General features: G+C 69.6%; 22 protein-coding genes. 11 read left to right on the forward strand and 11 right to left on the reverse strand.

The window, feature by feature from the left end; all coding sequences use genetic code 11:
• Window positions 1-308 precede the first annotated feature (308 nt).
• Window positions 309-914 (forward strand): TetR/AcrR family transcriptional regulator, encoded by a 606-nt coding sequence (locus VHD82_RS02700; protein ID WP_325696583.1) that lies wholly within the window; start codon window positions 309-311, stop codon window positions 912-914.
• A gap of 96 nt (window positions 915-1,010) precedes the next feature.
• A complete protein-coding gene (locus VHD82_RS02705; protein WP_325696585.1) occupies window positions 1,011-1,613 on the forward strand; it encodes a hypothetical protein in 603 nt (200 codons plus the stop codon).
• A 25-nt stretch (window positions 1,614-1,638) separates the two neighbouring features.
• On the opposite strand, the gene VHD82_RS02710 is transcribed toward VHD82_RS02705, so the two are convergent.
• The 3 genes from VHD82_RS02710 to VHD82_RS02720 all read right to left on the reverse strand — a co-directional run bounded on the left by VHD82_RS02710 (window position 1,639) and on the right by VHD82_RS02720 (window position 4,909).
• The gene (locus tag VHD82_RS02710) at window positions 1,639-3,225 is read right to left on the reverse strand and encodes a GMC family oxidoreductase (protein WP_325696587.1); all 1,587 of its coding nucleotides are present in this window, start codon (window positions 3,223-3,225) and stop codon (window positions 1,639-1,641) included.
• Window positions 3,226-3,365: 140 nt separating this feature from the next.
• Window positions 3,366-4,214: an FAD-binding protein gene (locus VHD82_RS02715; RefSeq protein WP_325696589.1), complete on the reverse strand. Its 849-nt coding sequence runs from the start codon at window positions 4,212-4,214 to the stop codon at window positions 3,366-3,368.
• 83 nt (window positions 4,215-4,297) lie between these two features.
• On the reverse strand, window positions 4,298-4,909 hold the full coding sequence (locus VHD82_RS02720) for a TetR family transcriptional regulator (RefSeq protein WP_325696591.1): 612 nt from the start codon (window positions 4,907-4,909) through the stop codon (window positions 4,298-4,300).
• Between the two features lie 38 nt (window positions 4,910-4,947).
• Here VHD82_RS02720 and VHD82_RS02725 point away from each other — a divergent pair, with 38 nt between their 5' ends.
• Both VHD82_RS02725 and VHD82_RS02730 read left to right on the forward strand, forming a co-directional pair.
• A complete protein-coding gene (locus tag VHD82_RS02725) occupies window positions 4,948-6,567 on the forward strand; it encodes an FAD-binding protein (protein ID WP_325696593.1) in 1,620 nt (539 codons plus the stop codon).
• A gap of 115 nt (window positions 6,568-6,682) precedes the next feature.
• A complete protein-coding gene (locus tag VHD82_RS02730) occupies window positions 6,683-6,988 on the forward strand; it encodes a metalloregulator ArsR/SmtB family transcription factor (RefSeq protein ID WP_325696595.1) in 306 nt (101 codons plus the stop codon).
• A 24-nt stretch (window positions 6,989-7,012) separates the two neighbouring features.
• Here the strand turns inward: VHD82_RS02730 and VHD82_RS02735 are convergent, their stop codons facing one another.
• From VHD82_RS02735 to VHD82_RS02760, 6 genes are all read right to left on the reverse strand, one after another.
• Window positions 7,013-7,342 carry a metalloregulator ArsR/SmtB family transcription factor gene (locus VHD82_RS02735; protein ID WP_325696597.1) on the reverse strand — a complete coding sequence of 110 codons (330 nt, stop codon included), beginning with the start codon at window positions 7,340-7,342 and terminating at the stop codon, window positions 7,013-7,015.
• Between the two features lie 96 nt (window positions 7,343-7,438).
• Complete coding sequence (locus tag VHD82_RS02740; RefSeq protein ID WP_325696599.1) at window positions 7,439-7,669, reverse strand: lipoyl domain-containing protein; 231 nt, start codon at window positions 7,667-7,669, stop codon at window positions 7,439-7,441.
• Window positions 7,670-7,701: 32 nt separating this feature from the next.
• The gene (locus VHD82_RS02745) at window positions 7,702-8,727 is read right to left on the reverse strand and encodes an alpha-ketoacid dehydrogenase subunit beta (RefSeq protein WP_325696601.1); all 1,026 of its coding nucleotides are present in this window, start codon (window positions 8,725-8,727) and stop codon (window positions 7,702-7,704) included.
• Window positions 8,724-9,728 carry a thiamine pyrophosphate-dependent dehydrogenase E1 component subunit alpha gene (locus VHD82_RS02750; RefSeq protein ID WP_325696603.1) on the reverse strand — a complete coding sequence of 335 codons (1,005 nt, stop codon included), beginning with the start codon at window positions 9,726-9,728 and terminating at the stop codon, window positions 8,724-8,726. The genes VHD82_RS02745 and VHD82_RS02750 overlap by 4 nt, the downstream gene beginning before the upstream one ends.
• Complete coding sequence (locus tag VHD82_RS02755; protein WP_325696605.1) at window positions 9,725-10,054, reverse strand: 2Fe-2S iron-sulfur cluster-binding protein; 330 nt, start codon at window positions 10,052-10,054, stop codon at window positions 9,725-9,727. Before VHD82_RS02755 ends, VHD82_RS02750 begins: the two co-directional genes overlap by 4 nt.
• Window positions 10,055-10,100: 46 nt before the next feature.
• Window positions 10,101-11,501, reverse strand: coding sequence for an aromatic ring-hydroxylating oxygenase subunit alpha (locus VHD82_RS02760; RefSeq protein WP_325696607.1), 1,401 nt, complete (start codon window positions 11,499-11,501; stop codon window positions 10,101-10,103).
• 315 nt (window positions 11,502-11,816) lie between these two features.
• Between VHD82_RS02760 and VHD82_RS02765 the strand changes: the two genes are divergently transcribed.
• The 3 genes from VHD82_RS02765 to VHD82_RS02775 all read left to right on the forward strand — a co-directional run bounded on the left by VHD82_RS02765 (window position 11,817) and on the right by VHD82_RS02775 (window position 15,512).
• Entirely contained in the window at window positions 11,817-14,108 is a 2,292-nt protein-coding gene (locus VHD82_RS02765; protein WP_325696609.1) for a LuxR C-terminal-related transcriptional regulator, read from the forward strand.
• Between the two features lie 191 nt (window positions 14,109-14,299).
• On the forward strand, window positions 14,300-14,956 hold the full coding sequence (locus VHD82_RS02770) for a hypothetical protein (RefSeq protein WP_325696611.1): 657 nt from the start codon (window positions 14,300-14,302) through the stop codon (window positions 14,954-14,956).
• A gap of 34 nt (window positions 14,957-14,990) precedes the next feature.
• Entirely contained in the window at window positions 14,991-15,512 is a 522-nt protein-coding gene (locus VHD82_RS02775) for a DoxX family protein (protein WP_325696613.1), read from the forward strand.
• Window positions 15,513-15,516: 4 nt separating this feature from the next.
• Here the strand turns inward: VHD82_RS02775 and VHD82_RS02780 are convergent, their stop codons facing one another.
• On the reverse strand, window positions 15,517-16,743 hold the full coding sequence (locus VHD82_RS02780) for an acyl-CoA dehydrogenase family protein (RefSeq protein ID WP_325696615.1): 1,227 nt from the start codon (window positions 16,741-16,743) through the stop codon (window positions 15,517-15,519).
• Between the two features lie 68 nt (window positions 16,744-16,811).
• On the opposite strand from VHD82_RS02780, the gene VHD82_RS02785 reads away from it, so the two are divergent.
• The 4 genes from VHD82_RS02785 to VHD82_RS02800 are packed head-to-tail and all read left to right on the forward strand — an operon-like array spanning window position 16,812 to window position 20,554.
• Complete coding sequence (locus tag VHD82_RS02785; protein WP_325696617.1) at window positions 16,812-18,032, forward strand: acyl-CoA dehydrogenase family protein; 1,221 nt, start codon at window positions 16,812-16,814, stop codon at window positions 18,030-18,032.
• Window positions 17,996-18,841 (forward strand): mycofactocin-coupled SDR family oxidoreductase, encoded by an 846-nt coding sequence (locus VHD82_RS02790; protein ID WP_325696619.1) that lies wholly within the window; start codon window positions 17,996-17,998, stop codon window positions 18,839-18,841. Before VHD82_RS02785 ends, VHD82_RS02790 begins: the two co-directional genes overlap by 37 nt.
• A gap of 55 nt (window positions 18,842-18,896) precedes the next feature.
• Window positions 18,897-19,700 carry an enoyl-CoA hydratase-related protein gene (locus VHD82_RS02795; protein ID WP_325696621.1) on the forward strand — a complete coding sequence of 268 codons (804 nt, stop codon included), beginning with the start codon at window positions 18,897-18,899 and terminating at the stop codon, window positions 19,698-19,700.
• Complete coding sequence (locus VHD82_RS02800) at window positions 19,700-20,554, forward strand: enoyl-CoA hydratase-related protein (protein ID WP_325696891.1); 855 nt, start codon at window positions 19,700-19,702, stop codon at window positions 20,552-20,554. The genes VHD82_RS02795 and VHD82_RS02800 overlap by 1 nt, the downstream gene beginning before the upstream one ends.
• 10 nt (window positions 20,555-20,564) lie before the next feature.
• Here the strand turns inward: VHD82_RS02800 and VHD82_RS02805 are convergent, their stop codons facing one another.
• On the reverse strand, window positions 20,565-21,353 hold the full coding sequence (locus VHD82_RS02805; protein WP_325696623.1) for an SDR family NAD(P)-dependent oxidoreductase: 789 nt from the start codon (window positions 21,351-21,353) through the stop codon (window positions 20,565-20,567).
• Between the last annotated feature and the right edge of the window lie 109 nt (window positions 21,354-21,462).

Raw genomic sequence — 21,462 nt, forward strand, 5'->3', positions numbered from 1 at the left:
GCTGTTTTCGAGCAGACTTGGAAGATAAGAAAAGGTGACACGATAGTCAAGATCGACACAGAGCAGTCGCTCGGACACGGATTCGTTGCCGACCAGTTGAGCTTATTTATCTAACTGAACTGGGCCGAAGCCGGCGCGGGTAGCCCTGCACCCGATGTGACATAATCGTCAACTACTTTGGACAGTGCTCTCCCAGGCCGTCATAATGTGCAGGTGAACAAGGAAAACGCACCTTGTCGAAACTGTCATCTCCGGCGGGGAGGCGGCCCGCTGAGTACACCTGGGAGCGGACGATCAACAAGCCAGCGGTGACCGCGCGACCCGAGCCCAGGGGTGACAGCGAACTCGGCGCGCGGGCGGCGCGGACGCGTGCCGCGATCCTGGAGGCCTCGAAACAGCTGTTCCTCGAGCGCGGTTACGACGGCACGCGGATCACCAACATCACCGACGCCTGCGGTATCTCCCGCGCGGGTTTCTACACCTACTTCAAGGACAAGCGCGAGATCTTCAACGCACTCGGCGAGACCACCTACCGCGAGGTCCTCGAGGTGACCGGCGAGTGGGACGACCTGCCCCGACCGTGCACGCGCGACGACGTCCTCGCCTGGGTGCGGCGCTACTTCGCCTTCCTCGACAGGCACGGCGCGTTCATCCTGTCCGCGCAGACGGCGCCGGCCGAGGAGGACGTGCGGGCGGCGAGCAGCCGGATGCAGATGCGGGTGTGCTGGCAGCTCGGCGTCAGCCTGCGCAGTCGCCAGGAGCACCCGGTGGACGCGCCCGAAGCGCTCGGGCTGGCGGTGCAGGCGATGCTCGACCGGGCGTGGTACCGCTGCAAGGTCGAGCGGCTGGGCCTGGATCACGAAGACGTGCTCACCACCGTCGCCACGATGATCGTCAGCACCCTGCGGGCGTGACGCGAGCGCGCTCGGGCACGGAGAGATTCTTGCCGGGCGAATGCCGGCTTGACATACTCGTCAGGCCACCGCGTCACGAGCCCGATGGAGTCGCCCGTGCCCTGTTTCAGGACTTGCCCGCCGGATTTCGCGGCACTGGCCTCGGTCCTCGAGCCCCGGGGCCATCAGCTCACCGGTGACGCCGCCCGCCGCGTCTCCCGTCTGTTCGACCGGGACGACGACTGGGAAGCGGAAGGCATCGAGGAAGTCGAGTCCTACGAAGCGAACGGGCTCGCCACGGGCGCGGTCCGGACTTCGGCCGGGCTGCTGGTGATCGTCCGGCATTTCACGCACACCGCCCGGCAGCTGCGCACCGCCGCCGGACTCCAGCCCGACGGCGGTCACGACGAGCTGCCGGTCGAAAACCTTGTCGGGGTCGGGGAAATCGCCCGCACCATCGCGGTGTACGACGGGTATCCCGACGAGGACTCCGCCGTGCAGGACGCCCGCCGGCTGCTGTTGCGCGCGGTCGTCGCGGCGGAGGCACAGCTCGCGTCATCCGGCCGGCACGGGATCGGCGCCGTGCTCGCCCGCGGGGCCGACTACTTCCTGATCTTCCGCACCCACCCGGACGGCACCGTCGACGTCGAGCTGGCCGAGCAGGCGCTCGACGCCTACGCCTGGTACACCGCGAGCCTGGAAACGCCCGGCCGCTCATGACAGGACGGCCGGTCAGCGGCCGTCCTCAGGCATCCGCGAGGATCATGCGCGCGGCCTTCGTGGCCATGGCCATCAGGGGTGCGTTGAGGTTGCCGGCGACCATGACCGGCAGCACCGACGCGTCCATGATGCGCAGCCCGTCGATCCCCCGCACGCGCAGCCGGGGATCGGTGACCGCGTCCTCGCCGGGTCCCATCTTGCAAGCGCCGGAGGCGTGGAAGCTGGTTCCGCCGTTGAGCAGCACGTGGTTGACGATCGATTCCTCGTCCTGGACGGCCCAGCCCGGTTCGGTCTCGGCCTTGATCAGGCCGGCGAACGGGTGCTGGGCGGCGATGTCCCGCATCCGCCGGAACAGGTCCACGAACTTCTTGCGGTCCGTGTCGTCGAAGGTGTAGTTGGTGGTGATCTTCGGATGCGCGGCCGGATCAGCGGACGCCACGTGCAGCCGGCCGAGGCTGGTCGGCCGCAGCGGGTAGCCGATGATCGACGCCCCGGGCCTGTTCTCCAGCGTCAGGTCCAGCGGCTTGATGCCCTGGGTGAACGGGGTCATCAGGATCTGCGCGTCGACCCGCGGCAGGGCCGGATCGGTCTTGAGGAAACCGACCAGGTCATAGGCGGCCGAAGCGACCGGGCCACGGCGGGTGAACAGGTACTTCAGGCCCGAGGCCGCCTGCCCCAGGTTGCTGCTCAACCGGGCGTTGTAGCCCAGCTTCGGATCGTTGAGCCGGAGCTGCAGCGTGACGTACCGGTGCTCGACCATCTCCTCGCCGACCATCGGGCGATCGAGGACGACGTCGATCCCGGCCGCCTTCAGCACCTCGCTACCCCCGATGCCGGACAGCTCGAGCAGCTTGGGCGTCTCCATGTTGCCGAGCGACAGGATGACTTCCTTGCCCGCCCGGATCTCCTCGGTCCCGATCGCGACGCCGACCGCCCGGTCGTTCTCGATGATCACGCGAGTGACCTGCGCACCGGTGCGCACGGTCAGGTTCGGGCGCTTTTCCGCGGGCTTCAGGAAAACCTTGCCCGCGCTCTGCCGCAGGCCGTCCTTGATGTTCGCCGCCGCGTAGCCGACCCGCTCCTCGTCGGAAGAGTTCAGATCATCCACCCGCTTGAGCCCGATGTTGCCCGCGGCATCGAGCATGGCCTCGTCGACGGGCTCGCCGCTCTGCTGGACGCTGATGTGCAACGGGCCACCGGCCCCGCGCAGGTCGGACGCACCGAGCTGGTGATCCTCGATCTCCTTGTACACGGGCAGGATATCGTCCCAGCCCCAGCCGGGATTTCCCCGCTCCACAAGGGAGTCCCAGTCGGCCTGCGCGCCCCGGTTGTAAACCATCCCGTTGATCGCGCTCGAACCGCCGAGAACGCGGCCCCGCGACCACTTCTCCGTCTGGCCCAGCGGCCCGAACGGCTCGGTCTCGTAGACGAAGGAGTGCTTGGGGTTCTCGATGGTGAACGCGAACCCCTTGGGGATGTGGAAGATCGGGCTGCGGTCGCGCTTGCCCGCCTCCAGCAGCAGCACCCGCGCGCCCGGATCCTTGCTCAGCTCGCCGGCGAGGACACAACCAGACGTACCGCCCCCCACGACGATGTAGTCGTATGACGCCATCGGTATCCCTTCTCGGCTGGCTTGACAAATTCGTCAAATCACGCTTGGCGCGAGCACCCTACTAAGGACCCGGGCAAAAGGGAAGCGAGAACCCCGACCACTTTGACGGAGTGGTCAACCGGCGGCCCGGCAGGCCGTTCCTAACGGACCTGCTCCGAAAGGCAGCCTCGGCCCGCGCGGCGGCCGGCGGCGACGACTTCGGCTTCGGTGAAACAGCGGTCGGTGACACCGGCCGTCGCGGAGAACAGGCCGGGAACCGGCCAGCCGCCGGCACTGAACACGGCGCCGGTCGCGGCATCCACGCGCAATGCCGGCACAGCCGTCGGATGCGTCCGGGCACCTGGCGACATCGGGATGGACGCTGATCCCGCGTGCCCTTCGGCCGCCAGCGCCGGGGTGAGCGAGGAGTCGGCGAACTCCCAGCCGGACGGCGGCGTCGCCACCACGACGGCGGCGCATTCGACTGTGCCGAGCACGAAGGACTCTTCCCACAACCGCTCCGCGGCCTCGGTGAAAACCTCCCGGACGATCGCGGAACTACCCCGCGCGTGCAAGCTCATCCGGTACAGGCGGCGATGCCACGCGGCTTCCGCGGTGTCCGGCCCGATCGCGCTGTATCCGGCGCCGACGACCCGGCGGCCCTCCACCAGAAGCTCATGCACTGTCGCTTGTGGACGGACCCGGACTCCGCGCTCGACAGCGAGGTCCCGCAGCAGGCCCCGCAGGCCGGCACCGGAACCCCGGCGGCGCCGGGCCGGGCGCCGCGACGACCACCACGCGATCTCTTCCGGCAAGGTGTCCGGCGCGGTTTCACCACGATCCGGGCGGGCCGCTTCGCGATGCCCCGGCCGCACGGCCCGGGGAGGTTCGAGGGGGAGCTTGTCCAGGACGAGCACGTCGGCTCCGGCTTCCGCGGCTCCGATCGCCGCGGCGGCTCCGGCCAGCCCGAAACCGACCACCAGCACATCCGCACGATCCGTCAGCGCCATGGTCCAGCCTCCTTGCTGAGCGCACCGAAAATGCTCTGACCTGCGCGGACCTATTTATAGCAGCCTGTGTCAAAATACGGAAGTCAGCCTGCCGAAGCCGCGTTCTCCAGCTCGCGCAGGGCTTCGTCGACCGCGTCGTGCGGCTCGACCGAGCCCTGCGTGCTCGACCACAGCAGCGCCCGCAGGATCGTGGCCTGCGTGCCCGACGCGATCACGAGCGGCGCGAGATCGTCGGGTTTGGCCCCGAGCCGGCCGGCGAGCCAGTCGCGGACGATCGTGTGCCACACCTGGAACGGCTCGGGCATACTGTGCTGGAGTTCCGGGGTGCGGCTGATGACCCGCAGCCGGAGCCGGTCGATCGGCTTGTCCTCGGCCGAGGCGAGCAGCTGCGTGACGGCGATCCGGATCCGGCTCAGCAGGCTTTCCTCCGGCGGCGAGGCTTCGAGGTAATCCCGCATCCGGTTGATGTCGGTGACGAACCCGCCCCAGACGATCTCGCTCTTCGAGGGGAAATACCGGAAGATGGTCCGGGACGTGACACCCGCGGCGGCCGCCACCTCGGCGAGTGGCACCGCGTCGTATCCCCTTTCGTCCCACAACGTCAGGGCGACGCGCTCCAGCTCTTCGCGCGTGACCTTCGGCGGCCGGCCCCGGCCCGGAGAATCCCCCGCTGGCCCCGGATCCATTTGTGTCATAGTGTGACTTTATCAAGCCGAAGGGCTTTCCCAACACGATGCACAGGAGCATTGCCGTGGATTCTCAACCTGACTACGACGTGGTAGTGGTGGGATACGGTGCGGCCGGCGCGGCCGCGGCCATCCAAGCCGCTGAAGATGGCGCCCGGGTACTCGTGCTCGACCGCGGTTACGGCGGCGGCGCCAGTGATCTGTCGGGCGGGGTGGTGTACGCCGGCGGCGGCACGCGGCATCAGCGGGCGGCCGGGCTCGACGACAGCCCGGACAACATGTTCGAGTATCTGCGCCTGGAGACCAAAGGCGTCGTCTCGGAGAAAACGCTGCGCCGTTTCTGCGAAACCAGCCCCGAGATGATCGAGTGGCTGGAGCGGCAGGGAGTCGAGTACCGCGGCACCCTGTGCCCGTACAAGACGTCCTATCCGACGGACGCGCACTATCTTTACTTTTCCGGCAACGAAAAGGCCTGGCCGTACGCGCTCAGTGCGAAACCGGCGGCGCGCGGCCACCGTCAGGTCGCCAAGGGCATGGGTTCCGGGCACGCCTTCTTCGAAGTACTGCGCCGCTCGGCGATGGCGAAGGGGGTGGCTTTCCGCCCGCTGAGCCGGGTACACGAGCTGATCATCGAGGACGGCGCCGTCGCCGGGGTGCGGTTCCGGGCGATGGACCACGAAAGCGAGGCGGGCCCGCGGCACCGCAAGCTGGCCCGGCTCGGTGTCAAACTGTCGAACTGGGTGCCCCCGGCAGGCGCGTACTTCACCGGACGTGCGGAAGCGTTGTGGCAGGCGAACATCACCGAAAACGAGGTGCGCGCGAAGGCCGTCATCCTGGCCGCGGGCGGGTTCGTCTTCAATCCGGAGATGAAGGCGCAGTACGCGGGCGGGTACGCGGATATTTCGCCGCTGGGCACGGTGGGTGACGACGGCACCGGTATCCGGCTCGGCGTTTCCGCCGGTGGCAGCACGGATCTGCTGGAGCGGATGACGGCGTGGCGGTTCCTGTCTCCGCCGAGCGCGTTCCTGGAAGGTGTGACGGTCGGGCCGCGAGGGACCCGGATCGCCAACGAGGACCTTTACGGCGCAACCCATTCCGACGTCATGATCCACGAGCACGAAGGCCGTGGTTTCCTGGTGCTCGACGCCCGCCAGTGGAAGAAGGCACGCCGGCAGGTGCGCACGCAGACCCAGCCGTTCCAGCTGGCGATGGCCGCTTATGTGTTCACCGCGGGGCATGTCAAGGCACCCAGCGTCGAGGCACTGGCGAAGAAGATCGGCGTCCCCGCCGCGGCGCTGGCCGAAACCGTGTCGGCCTACAACACCGGGATCACCTCGGGTGCGGGCGATCCGGCCCACAAGGCCCCGGACCTGTGCTCACCGGTGACCGAAGGCCCGTTCTACGCCGTCGACATCTCGATCAAGAACTCCCCGGCCTTCCCGGCGCCAGGACTGACCCTCGGCGGCCTCCGGGTCGACGAGGAGACCGGCGAGGTGCTCACCGCCCAGGACAGCGCCGTGTCCGGGCTCTACGCGGCAGGCCGCAACGCGGTCGGGATCTGCTCGAACAGCTACATCAGCGGGCTCTCCCTGGCGGACTGCATCTTCTCCGGGCGCCGGGCCGGCGCGCACGCGGCGAGCCGCGGCTCCACGGGGGCGGCCGCCTGAGTTCCCGCGGGGGCGGGCATCCGGCCCGCCCCCGCCGGTCCGCATCACATCGGAGCAGGCCACCAGGCTGTTATGCTTCGATTCACCTGATGAGGACCACACCGGAGCGGAGCCCATGAACGACGAGGAGGCGCAGTCCTTCCGCGCCCTCGGCGATCCGGTCCGGTGGGTCATTCTGCGGCATCTCGCCGCCACGCCGGGTGAGGTGGGCGCGAGCGAGTTCGCCGACGTGGTCTCGGTGGGACAGCCGACGCTCTCCTACCACCTCGCCGTGCTCCGCGAAGCCGGGCTGATCGAGCAGCGCAAGGAAGGCCGCCAGCACTTCCACCGCATCCGTCCGGAAGCGGTGGCCCACGTTGCGGAATTCCTCGAAGCGGGCCTGCTGAAGGGGTCCGGAGTGGACGAACAGACCACGGCCTGAAAGTCCGACCCGGGAAAACCGGCGTCAGCGGGCCGGCCGCAAACCCTTCAGCGGCGCCGGTCGTCCGCGACGATCCGCGGGCGCCAGTGCGTGCAGCTGCCCGACCAGTTCACGCACCAGCTCCTTGCGCAGCGCGTAAAAGTAGTTACGCCCCTGCTTGCGCACGGTCAGCAGACCGGCCTGGGTGAGGATGCGCGCGTGATAGGACACCGCGGACTTCGACAGCGGCAGCAGCTCCTCCAGGGTCTTGAAACCCAGCTCATCCCTCTTGGCCAGCTCCCGCACGATGCTCCAGCGGACCGGGTCGCTGAGCGCTTTGAACGCTTCGGTGACCTGAGGATCGAGATCGGTCATGGCCGCACTCCTCACCTGCCACCGGAAAAAGGTGCCCGTCGCCCGCGCCGGCGGCTCTCCCCCAGTTTGTATCACCCGGCGCGGGCGACGGACAGCTCAGCCGAGTTCGCCGACCACGGTGCCGACCCCGTAGGTCGCACCGGGTTCCGCCTTGATCCGCAGCACGCCGTCGACCGGGGCCTCGATCTCGGTCTCGGTCTTGTCCGTCGCCAGCAGGTAGACCGGGTCGCCGGCGCGGACACTGCCCCCGTCCGCGACCAGCCATTCGACGAGTTCGCCCTCGGTCATCGAAACACCCAGCTGCGGAATGCTCAGCTCGAACGCCATTCGCGCCCCTCTTCCGGAGTAATGGTGACAGGTCAGCCGAAGAGGCCGCGGACGGCCTTTTCGATCCCGGGCCGCGAGGGCAGGTACGCCGCTTCCAGCGAGGACGCGTACGGAACCGGCGTGTTCGCGGCCGCCACCCGGCGCACCGGGCCGTGCAGCTGACCGAACAGCTCCTCGCTGATGGTCGCGGCCAGCTCGGCGCCGAAACCGTTGCGGCGCACGGCTTCGTGCACGATGACAGCGCGCCCGGTGCGGGCGACGGAGCCCAGGATGGCGTCGAGGTCCAGCGGGACGAGCGAGCGGACGTCGAGGACCTCGGCGTCGATCCCGTCCGCGGCCAGGGTTTCCGCCACCGCGAGACAGTCGTGCACCTGCTTGCCCCAGCTGATGAGCGTGACGTCGGAACCGGGGCGGGCGACGCGGGCCTGGCCGAGTGGCACCCGGTGGTCGCCCTCGGGCACCGGTCCCTTGGCCGCGAAGTACAGGTGGTGCATCTCGATGAACACGACCGGGTCGTCGTCGAAGATCGACGACAGCAGCAGGCCCTTCGCGTCGGCGGGCGTCGACGGGACGACGACCTTCAGCCCTGGCGTGTGCACGAGCGGGCCTTCGAGCATGTCCGAATGCTGCGCGCCGAACCCGCCGCCAGCGCCGGTGACGGTGCGGACCGTCAGCGGCACGTTGGTCTGGCCACCGGACATGTACCGCAGCTTGGCGGCGTGGTTGAACAGCTGGTCCCCGCATACGGAGAGGAAGTTCATCAGCATGATCTCCGCGACCGGGCGCATGCCGGTGATCGCCGCGCCGACCGCGGCGCCCATGATGGCCTGCTCCGAGATCGGCGTCGGCCGCACCCGCTCCAGACCGTACTTCGTGGACAGTCCCTTGTGGAGGCCGAACCCGCCGCCCTTGGGATCGTGGATGTCCTCGCCCAGCTGGAACACCGTGTCGTCGAGGCCGAGCGCGATGTCCAGTGCCTCGTTGATCGCCTGGATCAGCATAATCTCGCGGGTGGCGGGGGTCCGCACGTCGTCGCGCACGTCGCTTTGCACTGTCATCGGGTCGCACCTTCGGCGTAGACGTCGGTCGTGAGTTCTTCGGGCTCGGCCATCGGCTGGGACATCGCGTACTCGAACGCGTCCTCGATCTCGGCGCGCAGGCCGTCCTCGACGCGGGTCAGCTCGGCCTCGGACCGATGTCCCGCCGCGATCAGGTTCTCCCGCATCCGCACCACCGGATCGGCCTCCATCGCCGCGCGCAGTTCCTCCTCCGGCATGTACTCCATGCCGTCGCCCATGACGTGCCCGAAGAACCGGTAGGTCATGGCCTCGACGAGAGTCGGCCCGTCGCCGGCGCGCGCCGCGTCGATCGCGGTACGGGCGGCGCCGTACATCGCCTCCGGGTCGTTGCCGTCGACGTGGATCGAGCGCATCGAGTAGGCGGCGCCGCGGTCGGAGATCCGCTCGACCGAGGTGCCGTCGGCCAGCGTGGTGTACTCGGCATAGTGGTTGTTCTGGCACACGAACACAACCGGCAGGTTCCACACCGACGCGAGGTTGAGCGCCTCGTGGAACGCGCCGATGTTGGAGGCACCGTCGCCGAAGTTCACCACGGTCACCTGACCGGTGCCGCGCAACTTGGCCGAGAGCGCGACGCCCGCCCCGATGGGCAGGCCGGAGCCGACGACGCCGGTGGTGACGATGAGCCCCGAGGACGGGTCGGTGATGTGCATCGGGCCGCCCTTGCCCTTGCAGCTTCCCGTGGCGCGCCCGAAGAACTCGGCGGTCAGCGTGCGCAACGGGACACCTTTGGCGATCTGGTCGTGCACGCCACGGTAGATGGTCAGGACGTAGTCCTCGGGCGCGAGCACCGCGCTGATGGCCGAGGGGATGATCTCCTGCCCGCGCGGGGAGTAGTACATCCCGCCGATCTTCCCGGCGCGCATGGTCGCCCGGTACCTCTCGTCGTACAGCTTGATCTTGACCGCGGTGGTGTAGATGCCGGCGAGCACGTCGCCGTCCACCCCGGCCACCGCGGTGGCCTCGGGGGCACTGGTCATTGTCCGCTCCGTTCTGCTGTCTGGTTTTCCGCGATCCGCACCCCGGGTTTGCGGACCTCGACGTCGCCGCTGATCCGGACCTGGCACGCCAGCCGGACGCGGCGGGGGTCGATCCGCCGCCGCCGGCGGGTGAGGTCGCCGAGCATCGCGTTCTCGGCCTCGGTCTTGTCCGACACGTTGTCCAGGCCGTCGAGGACCTCGCACTGGCAGGCCGTGCAGGTGCCCATGCCGAAGCAGAGCGTCGGCCACTCGTAGCCCTCGCGCCAGGCCGCCTGGATCAGCGACTCCCCCGGTCGCACCTCGATGAGGTGGCCGCCCGGTTCCACCCGGGCCGCGCCGCCCCGATCACGGCCGGCCGGGTGGCGGAAACCGTTACCGCGCAATGTATTTGTCGATCTCGTTGTGCATGGTGTAGATCATCGTCTCGTAGCGCGGGGACATCGTCGCCTCGCGGAACGCCCGGCTCCGGTAACCCTCCTGCTGGCGCTGGATGTTCTCGAAGTCCTGACGGAGCACGAACGGCCAGTCGTCCGGCGCGATCGGCCCTTCCGGCCGTGCGGGCGCCTGCTCCTCGCCGGCGATGGGGACCTGCATCGCGAACACCTCGAACAGGCACGAGTTCGGGTCGGTGCCGTTCGGGCGGACGCGGTAGTACAGGAGGTTCCCCGGCATCCCGAGCATCACGAAGTTCGGGAACAGGAACGCGTAGGACGACGCCTTCGGATCCGGTGGCGGCAAAGGGATCCCCGCGTCCTGGGCGTAGGCGTAGTACTCCTGGAAGAACGCCGGCAACAGTTCCTCGTCGGGCAGGTTCTTACCCCGCACGCGATCGGCGATCAGCTCGTCCCGCACGGTGTTCGTCGCGTCGGTGCCCTCGAACAGGATCTGGTTCTGCGCCAGGAACCACTCGCCGAAACCCATGCCCTCGACCGGCGACTCGGTGAGTACGAACGCCGAATCCGGCAGCGCCGGCGCGGTGGTGTCCACGTGGCCCATCCCGCGCGGGAAATACGGCACCGCGTCGGCGTTGTAGGCCTCCCCCGTCGCGCCGAGCGCGAGTTCGGGATGTGCCTGCATGACGTGGTAGGCCTCCATGAAGGCCTCGAGCGCGACCTTCCAGTTCGCCGGCAGCACCGTGTACTTCCACCAGCGGAACCGCATCCGCTCCATGGCCACCGGCGCGAGGTATTCGTCCATCTCGCCGAAGAACTCGTCCAGGGACGGGGCGTCGTCGTCGAACGTGATCCAGATGAAGCCGTAGCGGACCTCGTGGCGCACCTCCTTCAGCGCCATCTTGGCCGGGTCGACCGAGTCGGGGACGAACCCGCGGCGTCCGTAGAGCATCGACTGCGAGCCGTCGAGGTTCCAGCGCCAGCCGTGGAACGGGCAGACGATCTGACCGCCGCCGAACGAGCCACAGTCCTGCGCCAGCCGCGTGGCCCGGTGCGGGCAGACGTTCTGGTAGACCTTGACCGTGTCCTCGCCGACCCGGACCACCATGACGGACTCGCCGACGACGCTGTACTCGATGTAGTCGCCGACCCGCGGGATGTCCTCCAGCCGCGCGGCCCATTGCCAGGTGCGCAGCCACATTTTTTCGTTCTCCAGGTCGGCGAACCCCTGGTCGTAGTAGCGCTCGGCGGGAATGTGCACGCCGTCGGCCATCCGGAACGGCACGCCCGAGGTGTCGACCCCGGGATCGGGAAGACACCGCTGTACCTCGGGCTCCGTCAGAGTGTTCGCCTCGGCCGGGCGTTCGATCTGGGCGGTCATGGCCACTCCTTTGTCGCGGATCCGCACTCGTCGATTCATCGATCAATACAAACTCATCGATACGTTAGGCCGGATGGGCGGACCTCGTCAACGAAGCGGGAGCCCGGACGCCGAAAGCCCGGCGGACCATCACTCGATCAGGCTAATCATCTAGTTGTTTCAACGATATTCCGGCACGCCGGCCTTGGTGTCAAAGCAGAATCGTCACCGCATCGGCCGGGAAAGGACAGTCCGGCACGGCAGACGACCGGCGCCGTTCCCCGCCGGATCATCGGGCCCGTTCCCAGCGCCCCCGGGTCGATTAGACTGATCGCCATGCCTGCGCCGGCGCCACGGCGTTCCCCAGGGAACCTGCCAGTCGAGATCACCACCTTCGTCGGGCGCCGGGGAGAACGCACCGAGATCAAGCGGTTGCTCTCCGACAGCAGGCTGCTCACCCTGACCGGGTTCGGCGGGGTCGGGAAGACCCGGCTGGCCCTGCGCGCCGCCGACGATCTCCAGCGCGCGTTCTCCGACGGTGCCTGGCTCGTCGAGCTGGCCACCCTGACCGACCCGGCCCTGCTGGCGGACATCATGACCAAGAGCCTTGGCCTGCGCACGCGTGGCAAGGACTCCGCGACCGAGGCCCTGGTCGGCCATCTCGCCGGCCGGGAGCTCCTCCTGGTCCTGGACAACTGCGAGCACCTGCTCGACGCCTGTGCCCTGCTGGTCGGCACCCTGCTGCGCGCGTGCCCGCGCCTGCGGGTACTGGCCACCAGCCGCGAACCCCTTCGCTGCCAAGGAGAAACAGTCCTGCCGGTCGCACCGCTGACGGTGCCGGCCGAAGGGGCCGGCGGACCGGCGGGCTACGACGCGATCAGCCTCTTCACCGAGCGTGCCCGCGCGGCCGATCCCCGGTTCGAAGTCACCGAGGCCAACCGGGACGACGTGGCGGCGATCTGCCGCCGGCTCGACGGCATCCCGCTGGCACTGGAACTGGCCGCGGTGCGGCTGCGCGGACTTTCGCCCGGCGAGCTGCTCGAAAGGTTGTCGGACTATTTCGAACCGGCCGGCCCCAGCAGGCGCGGCGCTCCCGAGCGGCAGCAGACCTTGCGCGGGTGCGTCGAGTGGAGTTACGAGCTGTGCTCCCCGGCCGAGCGGCGGCTGTGGACGCAGGCGTCGGTGTTCGCGGGTGGCTTCGAGATCGATGCGGCCGAGGCGGTGTGCGAGACCGGGGCGGACGCGGAACCCGTGGTGCGGACTTTGTCGGCGCTGGTCGAAAAGTCCATCCTGACCCGCGAAGAACACGACGGGCGGACCCGGTTCCGGATGCTCGAGGTGATCCGCCGGTACGGCACGGGACGGCTGGACGCCGCGGACCGGACGAGTACGCGGCGCCGTCATCGCGATTTCTACAGCCGGCTCATCACCCGTGCCGAGCCGGAGTGGTTCGGCACCCAGCAGCGGCAGTGGATGTATCGCATCGCGGTGGAACATCCGAACCTCCGCGCCGCGATGGAGTTCTGCCTGACCGACCCCGCGGAAACGGAGGCCGGCCTGGAAATCGCGGGCCGGCTGCGCGACGCGTGGATCGCGCTCGGCGCGCTGAACGAGGGCACGCACTGGCTGGAACGCCTGCTCACCGCGGGCCCGGTGGCGCCGCTGTCGCAGGCACGGGCGCTGTGGACCGCGGCGTGGCTGGCCGTGATGAAGGGCGATCTGGCGACCGCGAAACCGCTGGTCATCGCGGGGACCCGGCTCGCGGGCAGTCTGGACGACGAGCACACCCGGGGACTGATGACCCAGGTGTCGGCGTTCTACGCGATGTTCGCCGGGGATCTGCCGCGGGCCATCGCCCGCGCCGAGCAGGCGCTGGCGGTGTTCCGCGCGACCGGTGACCGCTACCAGGAGATCAGCACGCTCATCATGGCGCAGATGGCCTATGGCTACGCCGGCGAACCCGGCCAGGCGCTGGCACGGTACGCCGCCTGCCTCGAACTGGCCGAGGAAGTGGGCGACACCTGGTTCCGCTCGTACGCGACCTGGAACGCGGGCGCGGTGCACTGGAAGTGCGGGGACGTGGCGGAAGCGCTGCGCCTGTTGCGGAACGCGATCCGGGTCAAGCGCGAGATCACCGACGAGCTCGGGCTGGCGCTCTGCCTGGAAACGCTGGCGTGCGCGACGGCGGATTCCGACCCGCGCCGGGCGGCGAAGATCTTCGGCGTGGCACAGGCGCGCTGGGCCAGGATGGGCGCCACGGTCACCACGATCCCCTGGACGGGCCAGGCGCATGCCGAAGTCGAAGCACGGTTGCGAGCCGAACTGGGCGACCGCCAGTTCGAACTCGCGCAGCGGCAGGGCTGCGCGCTCGATCCCGAGGAAGGCCTCGACCTCGCCGAGGCGAAGGACACGCCCACGGCGGCGTCCCGGGCGAAAAGCACTCCGTTGACGCCACGGGAGCAGGAAGTCGCGAGTCTGGTCCGGCGCGGGCTGACGAACAAGGAGATCGCCGGCAAGCTGGTCATCGCCCAGCGCACCGCCGAGACGCACGTCGAGCACATCCTGAACAAGCTGGGGTTCACCTCGCGCGCGCAGATCGCCAGCTGGATGCTCGACCAGCAGTCCTGAGCGGCCGGCGGGCCCGCCCGGTGGGCTCGTGCTCGTCCTTCGGCAAGGGCCCTGCGAACAGCCGTCTGATGGGAACCCACCGCGGGGGACGACTACTTACGTAGGTACGTAAGTGTCGATCCCGACGGCACCGCGGGCGGCACCGGGGCACGATCGACCGACGAACCCGGAATCCAGCGTCGGAGGCCGCCGTGAATCTCGATCTTCGCCCGCAGCCAGGCCCGCCCCTCGAACTCCCGGCCGGGGTCGAGCGTTTTCCCGTCACCGCGTGCGGCTCTTCGGGGCCGTGCCCGGTCTGCCACGACTGCGCCTCGGACTGCGCCGCCTGTGTCCTGTGCGAGCAGGACGCGTGCCCGCGCTGCCGGGTCCCGGATCTCACGCCGCGCACGGCCACGATGCTCGTGGTGGCCGGGCTGACCCTCGCCAGCGATCTGCGGACCTCCATGCTGGCCAGTCCGCGCCCGGTGTTCCGGCACCACCTGGCTCGCGCGTTCGATGGCCTGACCGAAGCGCTGGAGCGGGGCGACCGGCCGCGCCCGGGTTCACTCACCGAGCAGTTGTGCCTGCACCTGATGATCCGCTACGCGACCGACCTGGCCTGCGATGTCGGCGAAACGCTGTGCGCCAACCTGCCCTACAGCGACTACGACTACTACTTCTACCGGCTCTACGACACCCTGCTGGCCGACGACCGGCACGAGCCGTACGTCGAGGAGACCGTGCGTATCCGCGGCGGTGAGCGCGTCTTCGATTTCGACCACCTCGCGGAGGTCGTCGACCGCAGTGGCTCCTCGGGACTGCTGTTCGCGCCGTTCGAGGAGTCCACAGTGGACATACAATCAGTTTGACGATTTTGTCTTTTGTCAACTAGATTTCGCCGTCATGACCTCAGGGAGCACCGCGGTGGACACCGGTCTGCTGCTGATCCGCGTCGCCGCGGGCCTGACCATGGCCGCGCACGGGTACCAGAAGTTCTTTTCCGGCGGCCGCATCGCCGGAACCGGGGCCTGGTTCGACAGCATGGGCATGCGGCCCGGCAGGCTGCACGCGCTGGCCGCCGCCACGACCGAGGCCGGCGCCGGGCTCCTGCTCGCGCTCGGCCTGCTCACCTCGCTCGCCGGGGCGGGGTTCGTCGCGCTGATGCTGGTGGCCGGGTACACCGTGCACCGCGCCAACGGGTTCTTCAGCGTGAAATCCGGCTGGGAGTACAACTTCATCCTCGCCGTGATCGGCGCGGCCGTCGGGACGACCGGGGCGGGCCGGTTCTCGCTGGACCATCTGGCCGGCCTGGACAGCGTGTTCTCCGGCGTGCCGGGCGCCGTCATCGCCATCGCCGGCGGACTGCTCGCCGGGATCGGGCAGCTGCTGGCCTTCTACCGGCCACCAGCGCCCGAAACCCCCTGAGCGCTCAGATCTTCGGCTCGCGGGGCAGGCCGAGTACCTGCTCCGCGAGGATGGTCCGCTGCACCTCCGAGGTCCCCGCGTAGATCGTGCCGGCGCGGGCGTTCAGCGAGACCTGCCACCAGCTGTTCGATGACGCCGGATCCGCGCCCGGGTCGTCGGCGCGCATATGCCTCGACGGGGCCTTGCCGGTGAGCGCGAGGCCGTCGAGCCCCAGCAGGTCCAGCGCCAGCTGCGTGACGACCCGGTGGTACTCGCTCCAGTACAACTTGGACACCGACGCCGCGTGCCCGATCTCCTCGCCGGACAGCACGCCGGTGAGGATCCGGTACCCGAGGTACCGCATGACCTCGACCCGCGCGTAGCACCACGCGATCCGTTGCCGCATCACCGGATCGCCGGCCCGGCCGGTCAGCCGCGCGAGTTCGGTCAGCCGGTCCAGCTCGGCCCGGAACAGGATCGGGTTGGTCGCCGCCTCCTCCCCGCGTTCGAACGTCAGCAGCGTCTTCGCCACCTGCCAGCCCTGCCCGGGTTCGCCCACCACCAGGTCGCGACGGGTACGGGCGCCGGTGAAGAAGACCTCGCAGAACTCGCGGCCACCCGCCATGTGCCGGATGGGCCGCACCTCGACGCCGGGCTGGTCCATCGGCACCAGCAGGAACGACAGGCCCCGGTGCTTCGGCGCCGCCGGATCGGTGCGGGCGAGCACGAAGATGCCGGTGCAGGTGTCGGCACCGGAAGTCCAGATCTTCTGCCCGTCGACGACCCATTCGTCGCCCTCGAGACGCGCCCGGGTCGACACCGAGGCGAGGTCGGATCCGGCGCCGGGTTCGGAGAAGCCCTGGCACCAGCGCTGCTCACCGGAGAGCAGCCCGGGCAGGAACTCGGCCTGTTGCGCCTCGGTTCCCCAGCGCAGCAGGGTGTTGCCGAGCATCTTCAGCCCGGTGGAGTCCTGCGGCTGCTCACCGAACGGCAGCCCGGCCAGCGTCAGTTCCTCCACGAGCACGACCTGGTGCAGGGTCGAAAGGCCGCGGCCGCCGTACCGCTGCGGCCAGGCCACCCCGAGCAGCCCCCGCCGGTAGAGGGTGCGCCGCCAGCTCCGGACGAACTCCTTGGTGGCCCGCGCGTCCGGGATGGCACCGATCCCCCGCCACCCCGGCGGCAGCTCCTCGGCGAGCACCGCCCGCACCTCGGCGCGGAATTCCTCCGCCCCCGCAGGGTAGGTCGTGTCCACTGGCACCTCCGCACCGTTGATTCCTTAATAGCACAATAAGGTATACGATCTAGCTACAACAGCTTGCAGTGACGAACGTTCCGGAGGCCTGCGTGGAGTTCCGTTTCACCCCTGAACACCTCGAACTCCAGCGCACGGTCCGCCGTTTTCTCAGCGAGGTCTCCCCCGAAGCCCGGGTGCGCGCCGACGCGGAGACGGCCGCGGGCTGGGATCCCGGCATCTGGCGGCGGCTGTGCGCCGAGCTCGGACTGCCGGCGCTGGCGGTCCCGGAACAGTACGGCGGGCACGGTTTCGGGCTCACCGAACTCGGCATCGCCTTCACCGAGGCCGGGGCGGGCCTGGTGTGCGCTCCGCTGCTGTCGACCTCCCTGGCCATCCGCGCGATCCTCGAATCCGGTGACAAGGAGGCCGCGTCCACCCAGCTGCCGGCGCTGGCCGCGGGCACGGTCACCGGCACCCTCGCCGCGCACGAACCCGGCCGCGGCTGGGAAAATCCGGCCACGCGGGCGGTCCGGACCGACGACGGCTGGTCCCTGACCGGCCACAAGAACTGGGTGCTCGACGGGCACACCGCCGGTTTGCTGGTGGTCTCGGCCGTCACCGAGCAGGGCCCCGCGCTGTTCCTGGTCGGCGCCGCCGCTCCCGGGCTCCGGACAGTCCCCATCGACACCGTCGATCTCACCCGGACGGCCGCGGACCTGGAACTGACCGCCGTGCCGGCGACACTGCTGGGTGCGGACGGCGGGGCGCTCCGGCGCACCCTCGACGCCGGCCTCGTCCTGCTCGCCGCCGAGCAGACCGGGGTCGCGCAACACTGTCTCGACATGGCGGGCGAGTACGCCAGGCAGCGCGAACAGTTCGGCCGCCCGATCGGGATGTTCCAGGCGGTCAAACACAAACTGGCCAACGTTCTGCTCGAGGTCGAGGCCGCGACTTCGGCGATGATGTACGCCCTGTGGGCGGCCGACCACCGTCCGGCCGAACTGCCGGCCGCGGCGGCCATCGCGGCGGCCACGTGTGCCGAGGCGGCGCTGCTGGCCGCGGGCGAGAACATCCAGGTGCACGGCGGGATGGGCGCCACCTGGGAGCACCCGGCCCACCTCTACCTCAAGCGAGCCACCACCAGCAGGCTGCTGCTGGGCGACCCGCAGCAGCATCTGGAACGACTCGCCGTCCACATCGGACTCGGTGCCCCGCCCGCCGGGCAGGCACCGAACGGAACGTCTCCGCACCCTGAGCGTCAGGAGGACGCATGGCAGGACGGCTGGAAGGCAAAGTCGCCTTCGTGACCGGGATCGCGCGTGGCCAGGGCCGCTCGCACGCGCTGGCGCTGGCCGGCGAAGGCGCCGACGTGATCGGCATCGACCGCGCAGAACCCGTGGCGAGCATGGGTTATCCCCTGGGTACGGAGGAAGAGCTCGCCGAGACCGTCCGCCTGGTCGAGAAGACCGGCCGCCGGATCGTGGCCCGCAAGGGCGACGTCCGCGACCGGCAGGCCGTCGTCGACCTGCTGGCCGAAGGCGTCGCCGAACTGGGGCGGCTCGACATCGTCGTCGCCAGCGCGGGGATTTCCCCGCCGCCGCACCGGCTTTGGGAGATTCCGCCGGAGCAGTGGGACGACGTGATCGGCACCAACCTCACCGGCGTGTTCCACACCCTGGCCGCGTCCGTTCCGCACATCCTCGCCGGGCGGGAGGGCGGCTCGGTGATCGTGATCAGCTCCGGCGCGGCGCTGAACAACGTGCCGAACATCTCGGACTACGTCGCCACCAAGAACGCCGTCATCGGGCTCGCCAAGTCGCTGGCCAACGAGGTCGCGCACCGGCAGATCCGGGTGAACGTCATCGCCCCCGGCACCGTCGACACGCCGATGGTCACCGCCAACGAGCCGCAGTTCAAACTGTTCCGCCCGGACCTGCCCGCGCCCACGCTCGACGACTGCGCCGACGCGTTCCGGCGCATGATGCCGATGGGCAGGCCGTGGCTCGACCCGGCCGACATCTCCGCGGCGGTGGTGTACCTGGCTTCCGAGGAGGCCCGCTGGATCTCCGGTGTGGTGCTGCCGGTCGACCAGGGCAACGTCAACCGCCCGTTCTGACGCGGTTCCTGGCGAGGACAGCGCCGAGCGTTGAAACAGTCTTGAGGAGGGGTTCGTGAAGGACTGCGAATATGTCCGGGTCGACGTGAGCGACGGGGTCGCGACGGTGACGCTGGACCGGCCGCCGGTCAACGCGCTCAACGCGCCGATGATGCGGGAGATCGGCCAGGTGTTCACCGAACTGGGGACCGGGACCGAGGCGGTGGTCGCGGTACTCACCGCCGATGGGGACCGGATTTTCTGTGCCGGCGCGGACATCTCCGAGTCCGAGCGCCGCTACCGGCGGCGCGAGCTGATCGCCGGGGAGACGGTCGCCGACCTGGCCGACCCCGGCGCCGTGGTGCGCGGCTGCTTCGGCGGTATCCGCGACGGCGGCCTGCCGGTCATCGCCGCGGTCAACGGCGGGGCGGTCGGCGCGGGCGCCGCGCTGATCGCCAGCTGTGATCTGGTCGTGTTGTCCGAGAACGCGTGGCTGTCGCTGCCGGAGATCAACGTCGGTGTACTCGGCGGGGCCCGGCACGTGCAGCGGCTGGTGGGCGCGTTCAAGGCCCGCGAGATGGCCTACACCGGGCGGCGGGTTCCGGCGGCCGAGATCCACCGGCTCGGTGCCTCGGTCGATGTCGTGCCACCGGCCGAACTCGCTGCCAGGGCAAGGGAACTCGCACTGGAGCTGGCCACGAAGAGCCCGCTCGCGTTGCGGATGGCCAAGGAGTCGATGAACCGGGTCGAGGACCTTCCGCTGGAGGAGGGCTACCGGCTGGAGCAGGATTACACCGCACGGGTCAGCCGGCTCGACGACGCCCAGGAGGCACGCGTGTCCTACCGGGAAAAGCGCACACCGGAATGGAGCTGGCGGTGATGCCGGTGAGCCCGGTGCTCTGCGAGGTCGGGGACGACGGCGTCGCCGTGATCACCCTGAACCGGCCGGAACGGCGCAATGGCTGGAATCCGGAGCTGGAAGCGCGCTACTTCGAGATCCTCGAAGTAGCCGACGCCGATCCGCGGGTCCGCGCCGCGGTGCTCACCGGCGCCGGTAAGGCGTTCTGCCCCGGCGTCGACAGCGCACGGCTGGACAAGCTCGCCGGCCAGGGCCTGGACGTGTCCGGGCGGCGTTCGCCGGTGCGGCCGTGGGCCTTCCGGAAGCCGCTGATCGCCGCGATCAACGGCGCTTGCGCCGGCATGGGGCTGGTGCAGGCCCTGCTGTGCGACGTGCGGTTCGCCGCCCGTGGTGCCCGGTTCACCACCGCGTTCGCCCGCCGGGGACTGGCGGGCGAGTTCGGCATCACGTGGCTGCTCCCCCGGCTCGTCGGCCTGGAGCGCGCCTCCGACCTGCTGCTGTCCGCGCGGGTCTTCGACGCGGACGAGGCGCGCGAGCTGGGGATGGTCAGCCGGGTCACCGAGCCCGGCGACCTGCTACCCGCCGCCAGGGCCTATGCCGCCGACATCGCCGCGAACTGTTCGCCGGTCTCGCTCGCGCTCATCCGCCACCAGCTGCGCGCGGACCTGCGGAACGACTTCGCCGAGGCGCTCGGCGCGGCCTACCGGGCGATGGACGTGGCGGCGTCGGGACCGGACTTCCGCGAGGGCATGGACAGTTTCCTGGCGAAGCGGCCGCCGCGGTTTCCCGCGCTGGCACCGGATTTCGACCCCACGAAGGTCACCGGCGACACGCTGCCGGAGGTCGGTCTGCGCCCGGAGGAGCAGCTGGGCTGAGCCCGGGCGGTCAGGCGACGTGCCAGCCGGTGTCCGCCGCGATGCGGGTCGCGTTGATCAGCACCGCGGCGTCCGAACACAGCCACACGACCAGCTCGGCGATCTCCTCCGGGCGGCCGAGCCGCCCGATCGGCTGGGCGGTCTCCATGGCGTGCACGGCGTCGGGCGTCAGGTACTGCCGCGCCCGTTCGACGATGCCGGTCTCGATGTTGCCGGGCGCGATCGCGTTGACGCGGATCCCGCGCTTGACGTACCGGAGGCCGGCGGAGGTGGTCAGCCCGTAGACACCGTGCTTGCTGGCGGTGTAGGCCGCGTCACCGACGTTGCCCTTGTACGTCGTCTCCGAGGCGACGTTGACGATGGCACCGCCGCCACGTGCCAGCATGCACGGGATTTCGTATTTGAGGCAAAGGAAAACGCTGGTCAGGTTGGTCCGCAGCACCCGGTCCCACTGCTCTTCGGAGTACCCGGTGATCGACTCCGGCGCCTCGATGATCCCCGCGTTGTTGTGCGCGTAGTCCAACCCGCCGAAGGCGCCGACGGTGAACTCGACCATCTCCCGCACCCCGGCCGAATCCGACACGTCCACCTCGGCGAACTCCGCCTTGCCGCCGGCCGCCCTGATCAGCTCGACCGTTTCCGGGCCGGTGGCGGCATCGATGTCGGCCACCACCACGCTCGCCCCGCATTCGGCGAACCGGCGCGCCGAGGCCCGGCCCATCCCGTACCCGCCGCCGGTCACGAGCGCGACCTTGCCCCGCATGTCGATGTGCACCCCGCGCTCGCCCTCCGCACGCACCGGCCCCACTCCTTCCACCGAATCGGGCTAAACAGTAAGCTTATTTGACTTTTTCGTCAATCAGCGTTGTGATTGGCGGCGTATCGCGTTGTCCACTCCGGCTCGACGT

It is taken from the genome of Amycolatopsis sp. (genome assembly GCF_035546795.1).
Lineage (GTDB): Bacteria > Actinomycetota > Actinomycetes > Mycobacteriales > Pseudonocardiaceae > Amycolatopsis_E.